Genomic DNA, 17,822 nt, shown 5'->3' with positions numbered 1-17,822 from the left:
TTTACTTTGTTTAAAGAACCTGCTTCGTCTGCGATGCTGTTTTGGTAGCAAAAACGCTGAGTGCATCATCCACCATCGTGCATGCATGAGACTTCTTATAGTTGTTGTAAAAAATCGCCAATTTCCGCACCGGATCACCCGTATAGTACCGTTCGTATTGCAACAAACGCTGTCCGAAGGCTTCCCCGCACAGGTCCCAAGCGAGTTTAAACAGGCGAACCCGATCTGTACCAGAGATACCCTTTCGTCCCGCATAAAACTTTTCCATATCCTCCGCCAGCTCGGGATGCTCCATGTCAGAGTCAGTCGGGGACATGAGAAATCCGCCAGCTCCAATAATCTGGATGACTTCGATCGCTCGCGGGTACAGCTTCGGAAGCAGTCCGCGAATGGTTTCGAGCTGTACGTAACCTGGCATGAGCTCGCCAGACGGCAAGGTCTCGTAGTCCTGCTCGGCTGTTCTCAGGAGCGCTCTAACCGATTCCAACGATTGTGCCAGTTCTCCGAGATGGTTTTGGACATTCGGATAGACGTCGACCCCGATGGAGTCTGCCAGCCGCATGGCAACTTCTGTGGCAAATTGGAGCTTCAACAGTCCTCTCACCCCTGTCTGGTGCGCCGGCTGCTGTCCAATGCCTGTCTTTGGATAAAGCAGGTTGGCCGCTTCTACATTGTTGTAAAGGAATAAGCGATCCCAAGGTACGAGTACGTCATGAAAGACAAGAAGAGCATCCATTTCTTCGAAGCGTGATGCCAAAGGATGGTCATAAACGGAACGAATTCCATCCTGCATGGGCTCTCTACAAATGATGCGCAAGCCCGGCGTGTCAATCGGAATGGCAAATGCCAAGGCGTAACGCTCATCTCCAGGCTGGAACCCAGGGAATGAATAAATGATGACTTCATCCGTGATCGGCGCCAGTGTCGCGAGCATTTTTGCTCCTTTGACAATCAACCCTTCCGGTGTCTCCTCTACTGCTCCCAAATGAGTGTACACATCGGTTTGCTCGTGCGAGGACTTGCTACGGTCATTTTGCGGATTGATAATGGCATGTGTTAAAAATAGGTCTTGGTCGCGCACATACTTGTAATAATTTTTCGCGTTTTCCGCCCACTGCGGATTGTACCTTTCCAAGAAAGACGCATTGCTGTAAAGTGACGTCAAGACGACATTGAGAAAATCGGGCGTTCTTCCCATCAAGCCAAAAGTGGCTTCCGCATAGGTTTCGTACAAGACTCGTTTCGCATGCAATTCCTCAGGGGTCTTTGCAACGAGAAAGGCGTTGTTCACTCGCTCACCTGTCTCCTGACAAATATGCGTAATCTTGTCCTGGTACTTCTCGTCATGCTGTATGTCATACAATTTGGCTATTTCCTGAATCGGCTGTCGAAAAACAGCTTCCTCACATACGTTTGTTACCAATCTGCCTTGTAGCCAAATCTCCGGTTGCCGTGATCCCAAGCCCCGGATGTATTGGTCACCTGTACGGATTCCCACCCAAATTCCTCCTTGTAGATTTTTGTTGGTAGAGCCGTTTTTGTTCTTAAACCGCATTATAATGTCTGTCTCTTCTGAAAAATGTAACCCACTTAACATCACGACAGAAAAATGTAAAACACTGCTCACCTGATTCATGGGTAACTGAGGATGTGTAAACGAATTAACATCATTTCTGTTTTTCTTTCGAATGCACGTCATTTTCACGTTGAAATATTGGTAAGGAGCTTTTTATTTTCATATAATCAAGAGGGGTAAGTTCAGAAAATTGAGACTTAATATTAGTTGATGGGAAGAGCCTGATCATTGATGAGGAAAGGAGCGGTGATGATGGTATCCTCTTTTGAGACGGATTTGAAATGGGAAACCCTTTTAGAATACGGCACCCGCCAATTTGTGAAAGGAAAAACAGCTATCTATAAGCAGGAGACGATCGGAGAAGGCTTTTATTATCTTCATAAGGGACTAGTGAAGATTGTGACCTCTACCTTCAAGGGGAAAGATCGTCTGGTGAACATCGTTGTCCCTGGTCAAATCATGGGACTCCAAACGCTGGATCAACAACCTCATTTCACCACGGCTATCGCTGTCAAGAATGCAGTCGTCTACCATTTCTCCTGTTTGCAATTCCTCGAAATGCTGAAGGCACGCCCCGAACTCTTGTCTCTTTTCACCCAAACAATCAATCAAAAAATGCGGATTCTTCTAACCTCCATTAACATGAAGGCGCTGAATTCAGAAGAGCAAATCGCTCGTCTCCTCCTCAACATTTGCGAAGACTTTAAAAACCACGAGGTTCCCCTCACTCAACAAGAGTTGGCTGAATGTGCTGGCCTCACCCGTATTACCGTCTACAAAATCCTGAAGGCATGGAAGGAACAGGGCATCATTGAAATCAAAAACCGATCCTTTGTCGTTAAACGCCCAGATATGCTAAAGCCTCCACAATTCACGACACACACCGCTCGCACAGTGTAAGCAAAAGCAAATCAATGTGAAAGGTGGTCACAATGGCCTGTCTTCGCTATCAGTGGACCCCGTACCTTATGTATGGCAAGAAGATCGAAATGGGAAAACACACAACGATCTACCATCAAGGCGATGTGGGGACTGGATTTTATTATCTAGACAAAGGGAGCGTAAAGATCACTCTTTTATCTGAGAACGGGCATGAGCGGTCTATCGATTACATTCCCACAGGTGGGTTGTTTGGGGAGCACGGCGCTTACAACGGCTCATACCTGACATCAGCCATAACGACCTCTCCTTCCGTCATTCACTTTTTCTCTGACGACGACTTATCGCGCATATGTCAAGACCACCCACAGTCGGCAGTGATCTTCACCCATTCACAAATCGATAAGCTCCGTCTCCTGGCTGAAATCATCGCGTTCACTGACAGTCCAATTGAGCTTGCGATGGCGAATTATCTGCTCAAGCTGGTAGCTGTGCACGGAAGTAATCATATCCCTATTGATCAGATGTCTTTTGCACGCTATATTGATACGTCTCGCATGACAGTGAACAAGACTTTGCAGAAATGGCGTCAGCAAGGCTTGATTGAGCTTTCTGGACGTAGTGTCATCCGAGTTGTGAATATGGAGGGATTGCGTCGGGTTTATTCTCGCAACCAATGTAAATAGGGCGAAGCCTCCTCAGGCTCGCCCCATCTGCATTCCATATAACCTTTGAAACTTTTGGTACAGCCCTACTCGGTTCCGCTTAGAGCAGATGCATCTTTGCTTCTGCCTCGTCCCACGGTACTGAGTAGCCTGCCCCCTTGGCGCAAAAGATCGAAGAGGATGTATAAACAGGATCTGCGTCCTTTTCATAGCTTTTCCTTTCAATCACTTCCTCCGCGTTATGGCAGCGATCGTATCCGCCAAATACACAGCGGATGCTACCGCGTCCATGCGTAAAAGAAGCGAATTCGGTGCTGTAATTCATGAAGGTTGCTACGGGTACCCTTCCTGTAATGACCGCATGCGTGTCCGACATCTGCGGTGGTTCGAACGAACCGGAGGCGCGCTGAACATCCGAAAGTACCCTCCCCATCTCGTTCATTCCCACCTTTATTTTGAAGTCATAATAAGGTTCTAACAGCATATTCTCCGCTTTCTCCAGCCCCTGACGCAGCGCGCGGAAGGTGGCCTCACGAAAGTCACCCCCATGCGTATGTTCGTTATGCGCACGACCCCTTAGGAGCGTAATTTTCATGTCGGTGACCGGCATGCCTGTCAATAGCCCATGATGCTCCCGTTCGTAGAGATGAGACTGAACCAGATTCTGATAGTTAAAACTCAGTTCATCAGGATGACATATACTAGTGAAGTGGAGCCCGCTGCCTCGCTCTCCTGGTTCAAGCAGGAGGTGCACTTCCGCGTAATGCCTGAGTGGCTCGAAATGTCCATATCCTGTCACAGCAGACTGTATCGTTTCTTTATACAAGATTTCCGGTTGACCGAAAGAGACATCGAAACCGAAGCGCTCTTTTACAACCTGCTCCAGCACTTCTAATTGGATCAGACCCATGACGCGAATGTGAATCTCTTGCAAACTCTCTTCCCAAACCACATTCAAAGACGGGTCCTCCGCATTTAGAATGCGAAACGCACCTAGCACTTGCTGCACGTGAAGCAAACCGTCAAACTGTACTTTCGACTGTAGCGTCGGCTCGGTCTCATAAGCAAAATTGTCTGAGTAGAGCCCCACCCCTTGACCAGCTTTGGCCTCGGACAAGCCGACGACCGCGAACAAATCGCCAGCAGTTACTTGTTCAAGCGAGTGCGATTTCCTACCCGTAAACAATAAGATTTGTGTAATCTTCTCTTCGTATCGAAGTCCACCGCTCTCATAGCTGAGCAGCTCCCGTACCTTCAGGTTGCCACTCAGCGCTTTGACGAACGTTAGTCTCAATCCGTTTGTTGCGTGTCGAATTTTATAAATGCGCCCCCCGAATGGAGCTGTCTCGTCGTAGGACGCGGTCGTCAACAAGGACAGTTGATTCAGGAATTCTAAAACGCCATCATCTTGTAGTGCCGAGCCGTAAGCGCAGGGAAAAAGACGTCCTTCCCGTATCATTTCCTGCAAGGCCCCCAGCCAAAAAGCTTGATCCTCTCTTTCCTCTATGAACGCTTCCAGCAATGAGTCGTTCCGCTCCGTCATCATCTCTCGCAGCCCCTCAGCGACGATACCGTTGGCGAAGCTGTTCTTGATGGAACAGACATCCCCTGTCAACTGACTGCGTATTTCCTCTTCCGTCCTGCTGGCATCCGCGCCGATTCGATCTGTTTTATTGATAAAGAAAAATGTCGGTATCCGATGTTTGCGCAACAACTGCCAAACTGTCTCGGTATGACCCTGAACACCTTCTACCGCACTGACAATCACGATAGCGTAATCCATTACCCCGATCGCCCGCTCCATCTCAGAAGAAAAATCGACGTGTCCTGGTGTGTCGATTAAATAATAAACGTCACCCTGATGGTGCATAACCGCCTGATCGGCGAACACGGTAATGCCTCTTCTTCTCTCGATATCGTGGCTGTCCAAAAAGGCATCTTGATGATCCACCCGGCCCCGCGTCCGGATGCTGTTCGTATGGTATAGCAACTGTTCGGCGAAAGTAGTCTTGCCCGCATCCACATGGGCAAACAAGCCGATCGTTAGACGCTTCATGTTATCCCTCTTCCATAGCTACTCGACTGCATTTTTCTTTTCTCATTAAAACATAAGAATGGAGCAGAAGAATAGTTTCTCACATTTTCATTTCCTGCAGGCTCGTATCAGTTGCCAAGCTTCCCCCATTTGCATCCTTTATACCATGCAGAGAGAAGCGAGGTGATAAATATGACTGACGTAGTAGTGATCCTTTTCAGACGTACCGTAGTGCATGGCGTACGGAGGCGAATTATTCGCGACGTTAGCATCATTGGAAGTGCCGCACCATGCAACCGATTTTTAATGATTGGTAGACGTGTGGGTCCAGCTGCACGTTGTCTTTTGAATAACGGGTTCCAACGTGTGTTATCAAGAGATAATGTATTGGTGTTTATCCGTGTAAGATAAGTGGGTCCGTATGAAAACGGTAGCGAATCGGTTACCGTTTTCGATGCATCCGACTCCTCCCCTTCTAAAAACAAGTGCTTGCTTCTCGTTTTCTTAAGAAGCAAGCACTTGATTACTCATTCTTTATGCTGGATGATTTGACCTGTAAGAGCATCGATGCTGTCTTCCTGCTTGTTCATTTCGCTCTGCTATGTAGGCAAGGACGGGAAGTTCAGCTTTTTGCCATCTAAATTCCTTCATGCCTTCACGCATGCGGTCAGAGAAGCTCTGTTCCGAAAAAGCTGCTCCGGCAGGATCGAAACCGCCGATGCTCTTCAAAAGAGCAACAGCCTCGTCTTTGTTTTTAGCCATTAATTTTTGATTGCCAGGGGTTAGCGGGATGGCGGGGGACAACTGACCTGATAAAGGTTGAAATTGTGCACTCCTCGTTTCCAGCGAAGTACCCGTCTGGGCATCCATATAACCGGACCACATGGCTTGATAGGTTAAAACGGGATCGTTACCTGCTGGCCCCAGACGATATACGAGCTTCATCATGCTAGTCAAGGCTTTTTCCGCTTGTTCTAACGAAATAGCCTTCGTTGGTTCGGGGAACTTAGAGACGTCGACAAGGTAGGAGCTATTTTCGTCTTTGTTTAAGCTGACAATTTGCCCCTGTGCGTTCACATCAACAAATACATTCTGGTTTAGATAAGGACGCTATTAATCACTCTTCTAAATACCACCTCATCCGCTTCTCCTATCCAAATAGATGGTCAACTGCGGCGCGGATCTGTCAGCTTTATTTGTTCGTGTGACTACGACCACACCGCTTTTTTCATTGATAGCCATCGTTTGATTGGGCAATTCTTTCATATAGGGAAGTGCCTTGGATAATTTATCTATGGTCTTGTTAATATTGTCTATTTTGTTGGATCAACAGCTTTTGTTTTTCCTTCCGCGAAACCCGGTTCAGCCATCCACGCTGGTGTTGTCGCTACTACAGACGCAGCGATTAATGACAGGATAGCTCGATTCATCATTCTCACCTTCTTCCCCCCTGGAAATGATTTCATTTACGTTATTCGTTTGAAATTCCAAATGCTTACAGTTCGATTCGAATATAACGATGATAAGTCAGAGAAGGACCCACCCTGTCAAAATCAGGATGAGTCCTTTTATAGTTAAGGGTACTCGCGGCAAGTTATTTAACTAACGGGCAGTTATTTTTCAATAGCTCTTGTTTTTATGCTTCAGACAATGGTAAAATATAACAGGAACATTAGTTCGTATTTTGTGTATATTCCTACAGATAGGGGGAATAGGCGTGGTTGAAATACCGCCATTATGGCAAGAAGCAAATCGTAACTTTATTGTGATAAGCAACTTCGCCATCCATCAGCATGTGCAAGCTTCTCCCGTTTGTTTCGTTAAGGAGTCGACGCGTACATGATCCAATTGACGAACCGCCAAGCACGGCAATTTCTGTTAATGAAACACGGGCTGTTGGGCGAATATCAATTTACCGGAAAGCAGGGCGTAATGGATTTTGTGCGGCAGGTCGGCTGTATTCAATTTGATCCCATCGATGTTTGCGGAAAAAACGCCGAACTGGTTCTGCAGTCGCGAATTAAAGGATTTACCAAGAATATGCTCGACGAGTTGCTGTATCAAGATAGATTCCTGATCGATTATCCCGACAAGAATTTGGCTATTATCCCTATCGAGGACTGGCCGTATTTTGAGCGATACAGGCAAGCCGCCCGACAACATGCCAAGCGCTATCCCGAAATGGAGGTTTTGACAGCGCAAGTACGGACTCATATCCAAAATCACGGTACGCTAAGTTCGGATGAACTGAAATTGGATGGAGATTTCACTTGGCAATCGGCCATCCACTGGAGCGGCGGAAACAATATATCGCGATCGGTGCTAGAGCAGATGTACTCGACAGGCGAGTTGATTATCCATCATAAAAAAGGAACGCGTAAATATTACGATATCGCCGAGAAGTACATACAGCCAAACCTGCTAAATGCGCCGGAGCCGCTGGAGGACGAGCTTGAGCATCACAAGTGGCGGGTACTGCGTCGAATCGGTGCTGTTGGCCTTTTATGGAATCGCGCATCCGATGCCTGGCTAAATATATGGGGATTGAAATCAGAGCAGCGCAACGAGGTTTTCCGCCAACTGTTACACGAAGATCGCATTGTTGCTGTTACCGTAGAACAAATGAAGGATACGCTATACTGTCGCACGGAGGATTTGCCGCTTATTGAAGCCGTCCTGCAAAATCCAGCGCCGAAATTACGCTGCGAGCTGATTGCTCCGCTGGACAATTTGATATGGGACAGAAAGCTGATCAACAAATTGTTTGGCTTCGATTATACTTGGGAAATTTACACGCCTGCAATCAAACGGAAATTCGGCTATTATGTGCTGCCTCTATTGTATGGAGAGAGCTTCATCGGACGAGCCGAGGTAATCGTGGAACGAAAAGCCGGGACGCTCGTTGTTAAAAACATCTGGTACGAGAACAACATAAAGCCAACAAAGCAACTGCGAACAGCTTTGAACAATTGTTTTCGAAATTTTGCATTATTCAACGGATGCGAGACGATTTCGACAACGTTAATTTGAATAACAAGCAAAACACCAGCGGTAGTCTAAGACTTTATTTCCAAGGTCTTAAACTACCGCGTTAGATCAACAACTCGAGTCTAAAACACTATTTTCACCAGACATTTACTTTATCACTTCGTCAAACACAGATTCTATTTGATCCACGTCTTTCGACACCGCGAATAAAATAAACGGCCCACTCGTCTTCAAAACATGTTTTTCGATGAGAAAATACTCCTCTGGGCGATAGTCTTTCAATTTGATTGTTTGGGCCTCGATCCGTTGTTGTATTTTCTCTATTACATGTTCGGTATCGCTCGCATCTTTGACTTTGACAACAGCCAGTTCATCCGCTTTTACATTGGATGAAGCCGTGTACAGAATGAAATCCTCCACCTTGTCTGCCTCGATCTGATACAACTTTTGCAGTTTTGTCAGATCCCCTTGCTTCATATTCTGTAAGCTTACCGTTTGTTGAATTCTTTCTCCCACTTCGGCGGCCGAAAGTTCTTCGGAAGTCTCGCCATCACTGGAGCATCCTGTCAACATTCCCATTCCGATTGCAAACATAAGTAGTACAAACAAAAATCGCTTCATTCCATTCACTCCATGATGTTTAGAATAGAGGTGTCTTCAAAAAACGTTTTGACATTGTAAAGGAATAGCATGTCGTGAAACTGCCGATCTTGGATGAACTTTGCTACGGATTCCTCATAATATCGAAGGTCTACGACATCAATCTCCGCGAAGTGTTCGACCAAAAAGGGAATCAGGCTATTGGCGTACGAATCTTTCACTACTAGCAGCTTCTTCCCGTCCGGATGGTCCGTAGTGATTCGGACCAGGGCATGGTTGCCGTTCAGGAATACTGCATACTTATCCTTTTTGGACAGATTATCCATCTGGTACAAGGAATCAGCAGTACGTCCTTCGTCCACGTAGTCCACCTTCTTTTTGCGTTCCTCAATTGGCAGATAGAGATCGATACGATCGGGCTGTAGATGACGAAAGCCGCTTTTCGAATAGAGTGATCCGTAGAATGCATCGGTCACCTCCCGAATGTTGAACGCAGCTTCTTCTTTTGGAACAATCCCCATCTGCTTGAACAACACCCGATATGCATAAAAAGCGCCCTTGCTTGACCAATGATGATCTGTTTTATAAAAAATGGCATCTTCGCGTCCTGCATACAGTGCGGGATAGACATCAACGAAGCGAATATCAGATGGAAGCGATTGCCGAACTCGATTGACCGCAGCATGCTCGTCGCCCATTGGTGCGTAGTCGGGCAGTTTATCCTGAAGCAACGCGGCGGTTGGTACCAGCATGATGTACTTGCGAAGGTCAGGCGTTGTCTGGTGAATCGACCGAATGGCCTGAACTCTGTCTTTCACCTCGGCATCCAGCGGCGATGAGAAATGTTGAATCAGGTACCCATCCCTGCCCAGATAAACGCCGTTGCTGTCCTTTTTGCCCATAACCCGATCCACATCCGTTTTTAACCCGATCCAAACGTCCCGGAAAGCAAATTGATCGGTAATATAAGCCTCGTAATCAGAAGTGAACTTCCCCGCCAGCAGTGATCGCAGTGAAAATGGCGGCTTCTTTTCTAGCACCCTGTTTTCCGACTCCGAGAACGCCTGATCAGGAGTCAGTATGTTCAAAACAGCCACCACGAGGATAAACAGCAAGAACAACAAGCCCGTCACGGCACGTGTCCGTTTGTCATAGATGGTCAAGTCCGCTCCCTCCTCTCAAAACCGAAAATATAAGAATGGATTGTAATCCTCAAAGACCAAATAAGCGGACGACAAAACCAAGCTAATGATAGAAAATGCTAGTGCTGCAATCATGCCAACCGAATTCCATCGCGCCTTCATCTGCTCCAATCCTTTCCGAGGCAGCGGTGTCGCGCACAAGGCCAACAGAACGAGCAATCCCCCATACGTCGTCAGGTCGTAGAGCGCCTGGCCATCCACCCATTCGTGAGCTCCGAAACCAAACATTGCACGGATGAACATCCACGCGGAAGGTAAATGTTCGAATTCAAAAAAGACCCACCCGACGACGACAATCAGCAGCGTGTAAAGATGTCCTGCCCAGTTGGGCCAATGCTTCAGCCATTTCAGCAAAAACAGCTTCTCAAACACAACGAAACAGCCGAAATACAAGCCCCATACGATAAAGTTCCAGCTCGCCCCATGCCACAGTCCCGTTAAGACCCATAACAATTTCCTCTTGTTCCGGCGTGTAGCGTATAGCGTTTGTCAGGAAATTCACGATCACCTGCTCGATTCGATGCTGATTGGCGATGACTTCAACTGGGGCTAAGCGGTGGTGCAATTGTAACTGCTTGCAGGCTATATCTGGTGCCAACTTTACGCAGATTTTCTCCAGTAGCACATCAATTCGGAACGAATCCATCTGCATTCTATACGTACCGGATTCATATTTTGCCAATTCTAGCATATCCGCAACCAGCAGGTTCATCTTCTGCACTTCATCTTCCATCGCAGCAAAATAGTAGTCTCGCTTCGGGCTGTCCGCCTTATCCTTCAAAATGTACAGGCAGCTTTCCATGATGCTGAGCGGAGTTTTCAGCTCATGCGACACGCCCGCTATAAATTCTTTACGCGTTTGCTCCAGCTGCTTTTCTTTCTCAATATCCTGCTCCAGCCGGACAATGTGGGCATGCAGCATATCTGAAAGCCGATTAATATTCCGTGATAGGCTACCGATCTCATCCTCTGTCTTGATCGGAATTTTTTCAGAGAAGTCCAGCTTAGCCATTTTTTGCGTCATGTCGTCCATGCGTAGCAAAGGAGCTGCTATTCTGCGGGAGTAATAGAAGGAGGCGAGCAGAACGAGCAGCAAGGTACCTGCAATGATGTAGCCGTAATAACTTCGCATGATCTCCGCCGCTTCGTTTACGGGCTGCAGCGATGTCATGGCAAATAGATAGGCGGGTTTCCCTGTTTGATCGGTCACACGCTCAACGAATATTTTGTAATCGATATTGTTCTCTTGGTAGTCTGTTATGGTGCTTGTTTGCTCCACAACATCTCCGTATAGAAGATCCGCTTGAAAAGCTTTCACCCGTTCAAGAAATAAGCGGTTCATATAGTGGGATACATCTGCGCCTTGCGGTATTCGGACCTGTGTGATGGTTCCGCGAAACAAAACGCTGGGATACCGCTCATGGTATTCGGTGGGACTCTTGAATCTCGGGACGACCTCATACTCTTTTTTGACGAGTTTCTGATTCTCCAGTTGATCTTCCTCTCTGAGATTGGAGACACTCCTCCCGATCCGTTGCGCAAACCATTGATTATCGACTATGATCCCTTCCATGGCAATCTGTTGACCCGCTTTCACATAAGGATCGATGAAGGGGGTATCCGTGCTTATATCCTCCACATCCATGACCGTGTATAACGGAACGACAAGCGACTTGCCAGAAAGAGCAGGGATGATGTCTGAGTCCTCCAGACGGACCTCCATCTGGAAATCGTCCGTGTATTTCAACTGGCCTCTATCATCCAATCGAGCGAACCAGGCATTCGTCTTTTGATAAAACTCCTGTTCCTTCCCGACTTCATCCTGGGAAGCCCCGTCATGAGTCAACTCGTTTTGCCGATAGGATTGAAGGGCTTCCTTCACCTTTTCTACCTTTTGATGCACATAATACTGCTCAAAAAAAACGGTTTGTCCGATAAAAATGCTCGCGATCACAGACAGGCATAATCCCGTCGTGAGCAGAAACAGCTTGCGTACAATGCTTGTTCTCATGGCCGGTCCTCGAATTTATAACCGGAACGAACAACTGTGACGATATGCTTCGCATGCTTTCCCAGCTTGGAACGCAAATTCCGAACATGGCTGCTGAGCGTACGATCCTCGCCGACAAAGTCGTAACCCCAGATTTTTGTAATGAGCTGTTCTCTGGTGAGGATGATGCCTTTGTTTTTCATCAAGTAGGCCAAAATTTCGTATTCTGTGTGCGTAAGGCTATAGTTCTTCCCCTCAATCGAAACGGTTCGGGATGGCAACTGGATCGTAATCCCGCCGCCCGACAACATATCCGCCGGATGGTGCATTTGTCGGTTTTCCAGCAACCGTTTGGAGCGTGCCAACAGGATGGGAGGACTGCACGGTTTCACCACATAATCGTCCGCCCCGAGCTCGAACCCAAGCAATGTGTCATCCTCATCCGAACGAGCTGTTAGCATCAGAATGGGGACGTTGGAAACTTTGCGAATGCGCCTGCATACCGACCACCCGTCCAATTCTGGCAGCATAACGTCCAGAATGATCAAATGCACTTCATGCTCTTGAAATAACGTCAGAGCCTGACTCCCGTTCTCCGCTTCCAGTACTTCGTATCCCTCGTCCATCAAGTATTCCTTCATAATCTCTCGCAATACCTGCTGGTCTTCCACAATCAGTATCGTTTTCGCCATGCTAATGACCTCTCGCCCTCTATCTCTCCAAAAGATATTTTTTAGAATGTTATCATGACTTCGCGGTCGTCACAATATGGCGGTACTGCCAAGGTCGTTGAGGACGCTCTGCAGACTGTTTATTGCACTATCGATACCCGTTAGGTTAAAAAAGGGAATTGTGAAGTAAGCATACGGGTCCTCAACGGACGGAATTGGAAACTAAACTGGATCTGTCGGCGCAAAACGGTATTGGCTTGCTTGTTCGTAGGCGTAAGCGAGACGGAAAAGCAAGGGCTCGCTGTAGGCGGTTCCGACGAAAGTGATTCCCTGCGGCCCTTTGGTCGTATAGCCGCCTTCGGCGATGATGCCTGTCTCTGCGTATCCGCCGGGCACAGTAATGGCAGGATACCCCGCACGCGCTGACAAATCAATCCCTTCCTCGTTGCCTAGGAACAGCAGCGCGTCCAGCCGATGTTCGCGTATCACGTGGTCGATGCCTTGGTCACGGGATAACTCATGGTTAAGGCGCAGACTCTCGGTGTACACCTGTTCAGACAATGTGCCACTTGTTCCATTCGACCAGATCAGCGTGTCTTGCCCATATTTAAGCGCGACGTCGCGATTCTCTTCGTTATAGGCTATGAGTTCATCTAACGACCGAACGAATGCGCCGGGGCCAGCTTTAGCGAGATAGTCGTTCAGTCCTTTTTTGAATTCAAACCGCATCACGTCCCAGTCCCACTTCGCTCTCTCGCATGGCAACGATACCGGGTCTACGACGATCGCCCCGCGTTCCTTGCACAAGGTGATCGCCCGCTCAATAATCTCCACCCTGGCTTTGTCCAATCCTTGATAATAATATCGTGGAACGCCAATTCTCGCGCCTTGCAAACCATTCGCGTCCAAGAAAGGCGTATAATCCGTATACGCGATTCGCCTATTCTCTAGCATAGCCGCATCTTCCAGATCTACCGCCGTCATGGCCCCGAGTAAGATCGCGGCGTCCCTGACCGTACGCGTCATCGGACCGGCCGAATCTTGGCTATGTGTAATCGGGATGATTCCTGTACGACTGACGAGCCCGATAGTCGGTTTTATACCGACGATGCCGTTTTGCGAGGACGGACTGATGATCGAACCCGAAGTTTCTGTGCCAATGGCAGCGGCACACAGATTCGCGGCTACCGCCGCGCCTGATCCCGAACTCGAACCACCTACGAACAACTCGCCGGGCCCATAAGGATTAAGCGTCAGGCCGCCCCTGGAGCTATACCCCGCCCACATCGTGCCCGACATGAAGTTAGCCCATTCCGTCATGTTTGCCTTACCGAGGAATACACATCCCGCAGCCCTTAATTGCGCGGCCACGGCCGAATCCTTTGGAGCGAAATGTTCAGTAAGAGCGACTGAACCGGCACTAGTATGCATGCGGTCACCTGTATCAATATTGTCTTTGAGCAAGATCGGGATGCCGTGAAGCGGTCCACGCGCCCCGTGTTCTCGTCGCTCCGAGTCAAGTCTCTCCGCGACCGTTATCGCGTCTGGGTTGACTTCCAGCACCGCTTTCAGCTTCGGGTTGAGCCGTTCGATTCGTTCCAAATACCAGCTAACGCAAGCTGCTGACGATAACTCGCCTGATTCCATCGCCAACTGCAACGAATCGATGTCTGCCTCTATTAAACTATCATTTAGTGTTCTTGCCATTCAGAGAGACTCTCCTTTTTGCAATGTTCTGCTTATAATGATAACAAAATGAAAAAGGCAATGACCAGATATAGAACAATTAGCGCAAAGGAAGACTCGCACAACAAAAGCCAAATCTTGTCGTCTAACAAGATTTGGCTCGTTTCTACTATTATTCTGCTAACAACATTCTTTTCTGCCCCATGAGCTGGACAGTTCATCTCATCGCTTATTTTTCAATTTTGTAATAGCGATCCCCGGTCTTCGGATTGAAGTATACACGACGTTTTTCCTGCGTTACCGGATCGATCGTCACTTCATTCGTCGGCTCAAATCCAGGCGGGACAACTTCGCCATGGTCTTGGTGCAGTCGCTTGTCCTTGATTTTCGAGATGATTAACAAAATGATGAGAAGCAAGACCTGAAAAACGATGTAGGAAATGATATAAATCATTCATTACACCTTTTCAATGACAACTGCTGTACCGTATGCGACAACTTCCCCCATATTTCCCATATTTCCAGAGTCGTAACGACACATGACCACAGCGTTAGCTCCCATGGCAGTTGCGTTTTTTATCATGCGGTCAAGGGCCTGCTTGCGTGCGTCCTCCAGGAGCACCGTGTACTCCTTGATTTCTCCGCCAACGACTGAACGAAGACCTGCCATGATGTCTCCCCCAATTCCGCGTGCTCGAACGATTAAGCCGAATGTTGTTCCTTTCACTTCAACAACACGATATCCTGGAATGTTTTCTGTTGTTACAACGATCATTTGCTTCTCCTACTTTCTATCGTTTTATTTTTCAAGATCACATGTAGTACGATGTCAGCGCTAAAATGACTGATGATCGCAGCTTCTAAACCGTATTGCCAATATAGGAAGCCAAACAAGATGCCCAAGATACCGTTTAGCAACAACGTCCATACAGTGACCACGTTACCTTTTCCGTACGTCATGTAATTGGTTGGAAGATGGGATACCGCGAAAACAATAGCGGCCACACAGATGCCCAGCCAATAGGAACTTCCCAGCCATCCCATCTTCTGTGCCAAAAAGACGACAACAGTCATAACCCCTAGACGCATGAGCACTTCTTCGCAAACCCCTCCGTAAAAAGACGAGAGAAAGCCGAAGAATCTTGATGAAATCGGTTCTTTACCCATTATTGTGGTCATGTGTTGTTGAAAGAAAGAACGGTCCAACCATTTTACCAAGAGGCCTATCGCGATACCTGAACCAATTGATACAGTCCAAAACGACCAGATGGAAAAAGGCAGCTCCGCTCTGGACACCCAGTGATCGAGAATCCAGAGTCGAAGACCAGTGGAAGGCATGAGCCATAGACCTATCGCAGTCGCCAGAGCCAAAAATACACAACTCTGAATGATCATAATCGCAACCATGACAGAAACAGGTGGGACTTTGTTAGTAGAATAGATGGCGGCTTGTAGCTGTACTTGTTGGCGAATCACGTTGGATTGAATAGGTATCGTGCATAGAGCGCACAGTACACTAACCAACCAGATCAGCCAAAAATGTTCCATTTCTACGCCTCCTCTTTAGATTTCTGATCGCTCTAAAAAGTACCAGCCCATAAAGAAAAACACGATGTTGAGTGTAAAGACACCTGCGAGGCCCGGTAACCCTGTGATGAAAGCTTGGGCCAGCGTTGAGTTTTCTTGAATCACCATCATCGCCGCATTTGACAATCCACCTGGTGACACCATATCCAAAAATTTACCCAGAAATTGTGGAACAGTGAAGATCAGGATATTGAATACCAGCGAGGCTCCACCGGCACCAACAGCATTGCTAAAAAAGCTGGAGGCGCACAACGTTGTTGTGACGACAAGGAATAGATTCGGTATGTACATCAACGTACCGATCCATACATGGGTCCAATCTAGTTTTCCGAAAAGGATCTCCGTATAGTAGGCAGTTATCCCCATCCCGATTAGCATGCTTGCCATTGTTAACGTATAGTAGGTAATGGCTTTTGCGAGATAGTATTTAGCTCGACTGATGGGCTTGACGAATACCATGGATGCTACCCCAGAGGCTTTCTCTCCGGCAATGGACCCCATGACGATAAGGATTAACACAAACGTGCCGAGTGAGCTGAATTTGCTAATCGCCGTCGAGAGTACTTCCGGCGCAGACGGGGTTGGAATTTTGATGACGGCCCCTTCTGGCAGTCCAGTGGAATTGGCCAAAATATCAGGGAGCATTTTCATCGTAATCGGTTGTGTAATCATTAAGGCAATAAACACAATCGGAATGATGAGAATCTTGTAGGTTTTGACCAATTCATTAAATTCTTTTCTGATCATTGGGTGGGAAGTCATCAGTTATTCACAACCTTTAGGAAAATATCTTCGAGGGTCGATGCGGACAAGCGATAATACGCCAGTGTCCCGCCAGTTTCCAAAAGAATGTGCGGCAGGAGTGCCTTGGCTTTTTCCATGTCATTGATGAGAACTTTGTAAATACCGCCGTCTAGGTTCCATTCCCTGATCCAGGTTAGCCCGTTCAATACATCGGTTAAATCTATGTCTTGTTGATCAAGCTTGAATTCAATCAGTGGCTCCACATGGTTTGCTCGCAGCTGATCCAAACTGGATGACAGCACCACCGTACCGTCCTTGATGATCACGATTTGGTCGGCGATTCTTTCGATGTCATCCAAAATGTGAGTCGACATGAAGACAGTCATATGTTGTTTCAACTTTTCTATTAACAATAAGACGTCATATCTGCCCATGGGGTCGAGCGCCGAAACAGGCTCGTCCAAAACGAGTAGCTTGGGGTTGTGGATGAGCGCCTGGGCAATACCCAGACGCTGCTTCATCCCTCCGCTGTAACCGCTTATTGGGCGGTTCCTCGCCTCATTGATTCCGCATAATTCCAAGAGTTCATCCGTCCGCTGCGCAATTGTGCGCTTGTCCAATCCATAAAGTTTGCCCACCCAATGCATCCACTCTGTCGCTGTCATGTAGTTGTAAAAGGCTGGGATTTGTGGGCAATACCCTACTTCACTTGTGACTTTATTGCGGTCAGTTACTACGTCGTAGCCTACCACTTTCACTTTTCCTCCGGTCGGTGCAGCCAATCCGGTTAGGATGCGAATGGTTGTCGTTTTCCCGGCACCATTCCCCCCAAGAAAACCGACACAACCGATGCCATCGACGGAAAAGGTTACGTTCTTTAACGCTTTATGCTCTTTATATTCCTTTGTGAGGCCTTCACATTCGATAACTCGCAAAGAATGTCAACCCTTTCCTCGGTTCTCTTGAGCTAGTCTTTTCTGCCTACAAAGAAATACACGATCGGACCCAAGGTGTTTATAAAGATAATGCCGAGAGCCCATGGCCATTTTTTTCCACCTGCAACGCGGTATGCTTCACGTCGAGCCAAGTCGATTAATGCAATAACTGCTAGGATCAATTGAATAGCAATGATAGGTGCAAGTAGCTGAATGTCAAATGGCATGGATAAAACCTCCAATTTTTGTAGTTATTTTAAAGTT

Annotated in this window: 18 protein-coding genes and 1 pseudogene; 3 read left to right on the top strand and 16 right to left on the bottom strand. The window is 47.5% G+C overall.

The window, feature by feature from the left end:
• Positions 1–10: 10 nt before the first annotated feature.
• A complete protein-coding gene (locus ODZ53_RS04925; protein ID WP_372676158.1) occupies positions 11–1,498 on the bottom strand; it encodes a 4-hydroxyphenylacetate 3-hydroxylase family protein in 1,488 nt (495 codons plus the stop codon).
• 330 nt (positions 1,499–1,828) lie between these two features.
• On the opposite strand from ODZ53_RS04925, the gene ODZ53_RS04920 reads away from it, so the two are divergent.
• Both ODZ53_RS04920 and ODZ53_RS04915 read left to right on the top strand, forming a co-directional pair.
• Positions 1,829–2,476, top strand: coding sequence for a Crp/Fnr family transcriptional regulator (locus ODZ53_RS04920; protein WP_372676402.1), 648 nt, complete (start codon positions 1,829–1,831; stop codon positions 2,474–2,476).
• A gap of 32 nt (positions 2,477–2,508) precedes the next feature.
• Entirely contained in the window at positions 2,509–3,141 is a 633-nt protein-coding gene (locus ODZ53_RS04915; protein WP_372676157.1) for a Crp/Fnr family transcriptional regulator, read from the top strand.
• 79 nt (positions 3,142–3,220) lie between these two features.
• Here ODZ53_RS04915 and ODZ53_RS04910 read toward each other — a convergent pair whose 3' ends face one another.
• The 3 genes from ODZ53_RS04910 to ODZ53_RS04900 form a co-directional block, all read right to left on the bottom strand.
• A complete protein-coding gene (locus ODZ53_RS04910; RefSeq protein WP_372676156.1) occupies positions 3,221–5,176 on the bottom strand; it encodes a GTP-binding protein in 1,956 nt (651 codons plus the stop codon).
• A gap of 513 nt (positions 5,177–5,689) precedes the next feature.
• Positions 5,690–6,232: a hypothetical protein gene (locus tag ODZ53_RS04905; protein ID WP_372676155.1), complete on the bottom strand. Its 543-nt coding sequence runs from the start codon at positions 6,230–6,232 to the stop codon at positions 5,690–5,692.
• Positions 6,233–6,468: 236 nt separating this feature from the next.
• A complete protein-coding gene (locus ODZ53_RS04900; protein ID WP_372676154.1) occupies positions 6,469–6,594 on the bottom strand; it encodes a hypothetical protein in 126 nt (41 codons plus the stop codon).
• A gap of 400 nt (positions 6,595–6,994) precedes the next feature.
• Here ODZ53_RS04900 and ODZ53_RS04895 point away from each other — a divergent pair, with 400 nt between their 5' ends.
• On the top strand, positions 6,995–8,185 hold the full coding sequence (locus tag ODZ53_RS04895) for a winged helix-turn-helix domain-containing protein (protein ID WP_372676153.1): 1,191 nt from the start codon (positions 6,995–6,997) through the stop codon (positions 8,183–8,185).
• Between the two features lie 105 nt (positions 8,186–8,290).
• On the opposite strand, the gene ODZ53_RS04890 is transcribed toward ODZ53_RS04895, so the two are convergent.
• The 12 genes and pseudogenes from ODZ53_RS04890 to ODZ53_RS04835 all read right to left on the bottom strand — a co-directional run bounded on the left by ODZ53_RS04890 (position 8,291) and on the right by ODZ53_RS04835 (position 17,785).
• Entirely contained in the window at positions 8,291–8,764 is a 474-nt protein-coding gene (locus tag ODZ53_RS04890) for a DUF4358 domain-containing protein (RefSeq protein WP_372676152.1), read from the bottom strand.
• A gap of 5 nt (positions 8,765–8,769) precedes the next feature.
• Positions 8,770–9,906 carry a DHHW family protein gene (locus ODZ53_RS04885; RefSeq protein WP_372676151.1) on the bottom strand — a complete coding sequence of 379 codons (1,137 nt, stop codon included), beginning with the start codon at positions 9,904–9,906 and terminating at the stop codon, positions 8,770–8,772.
• A 15-nt stretch (positions 9,907–9,921) separates the two neighbouring features.
• Positions 9,922–10,398: pseudogene (locus ODZ53_RS04880) on the bottom strand (MBOAT family O-acyltransferase); the annotation flags it as partial.
• Complete coding sequence (locus tag ODZ53_RS04875; RefSeq protein ID WP_372676150.1) at positions 10,310–11,956, bottom strand: sensor histidine kinase; 1,647 nt, start codon at positions 11,954–11,956, stop codon at positions 10,310–10,312. The gene ODZ53_RS04875 and the pseudogene ODZ53_RS04880, both read right to left, overlap by 89 nt.
• Entirely contained in the window at positions 11,953–12,627 is a 675-nt protein-coding gene (locus ODZ53_RS04870) for a response regulator transcription factor (RefSeq protein ID WP_372676149.1), read from the bottom strand. Before ODZ53_RS04870 ends, ODZ53_RS04875 begins: the two co-directional genes overlap by 4 nt.
• A gap of 201 nt (positions 12,628–12,828) precedes the next feature.
• Complete coding sequence (locus tag ODZ53_RS04865; protein WP_372676148.1) at positions 12,829–14,313, bottom strand: amidase family protein; 1,485 nt, start codon at positions 14,311–14,313, stop codon at positions 12,829–12,831.
• A gap of 208 nt (positions 14,314–14,521) precedes the next feature.
• On the bottom strand, positions 14,522–14,746 hold the full coding sequence (locus ODZ53_RS04860; RefSeq protein WP_015891251.1) for a hypothetical protein: 225 nt from the start codon (positions 14,744–14,746) through the stop codon (positions 14,522–14,524).
• A gap of 3 nt (positions 14,747–14,749) precedes the next feature.
• Positions 14,750–15,067: a heavy metal-binding domain-containing protein gene (locus tag ODZ53_RS04855; RefSeq protein ID WP_015891250.1), complete on the bottom strand. Its 318-nt coding sequence runs from the start codon at positions 15,065–15,067 to the stop codon at positions 14,750–14,752.
• Positions 15,064–15,840 (bottom strand): CPBP family glutamic-type intramembrane protease, encoded by a 777-nt coding sequence (locus tag ODZ53_RS04850; protein WP_372676147.1) that lies wholly within the window; start codon positions 15,838–15,840, stop codon positions 15,064–15,066. Before ODZ53_RS04850 ends, ODZ53_RS04855 begins: the two co-directional genes overlap by 4 nt.
• A gap of 15 nt (positions 15,841–15,855) precedes the next feature.
• Entirely contained in the window at positions 15,856–16,641 is a 786-nt protein-coding gene (locus ODZ53_RS04845; protein WP_015891248.1) for an ABC transporter permease, read from the bottom strand.
• On the bottom strand, positions 16,641–17,558 hold the full coding sequence (locus ODZ53_RS04840; protein ID WP_173605961.1) for an ABC transporter ATP-binding protein: 918 nt from the start codon (positions 17,556–17,558) through the stop codon (positions 16,641–16,643). Before ODZ53_RS04840 ends, ODZ53_RS04845 begins: the two co-directional genes overlap by 1 nt.
• Before the next feature lie 32 nt (positions 17,559–17,590).
• Positions 17,591–17,785 (bottom strand): PLD nuclease N-terminal domain-containing protein, encoded by a 195-nt coding sequence (locus tag ODZ53_RS04835; RefSeq protein WP_007729128.1) that lies wholly within the window; start codon positions 17,783–17,785, stop codon positions 17,591–17,593.
• Positions 17,786–17,822 lie beyond the last annotated feature (37 nt).

The sequence above is a fragment of the Brevibacillus sp. BD137 genome, from assembly GCF_041644655.1.
GTDB lineage: Bacteria > Bacillota > Bacilli > Brevibacillales > Brevibacillaceae > Brevibacillus > Brevibacillus brevis_D.
This window is presented reverse-complemented; position numbering and strand designations above follow the sequence as displayed.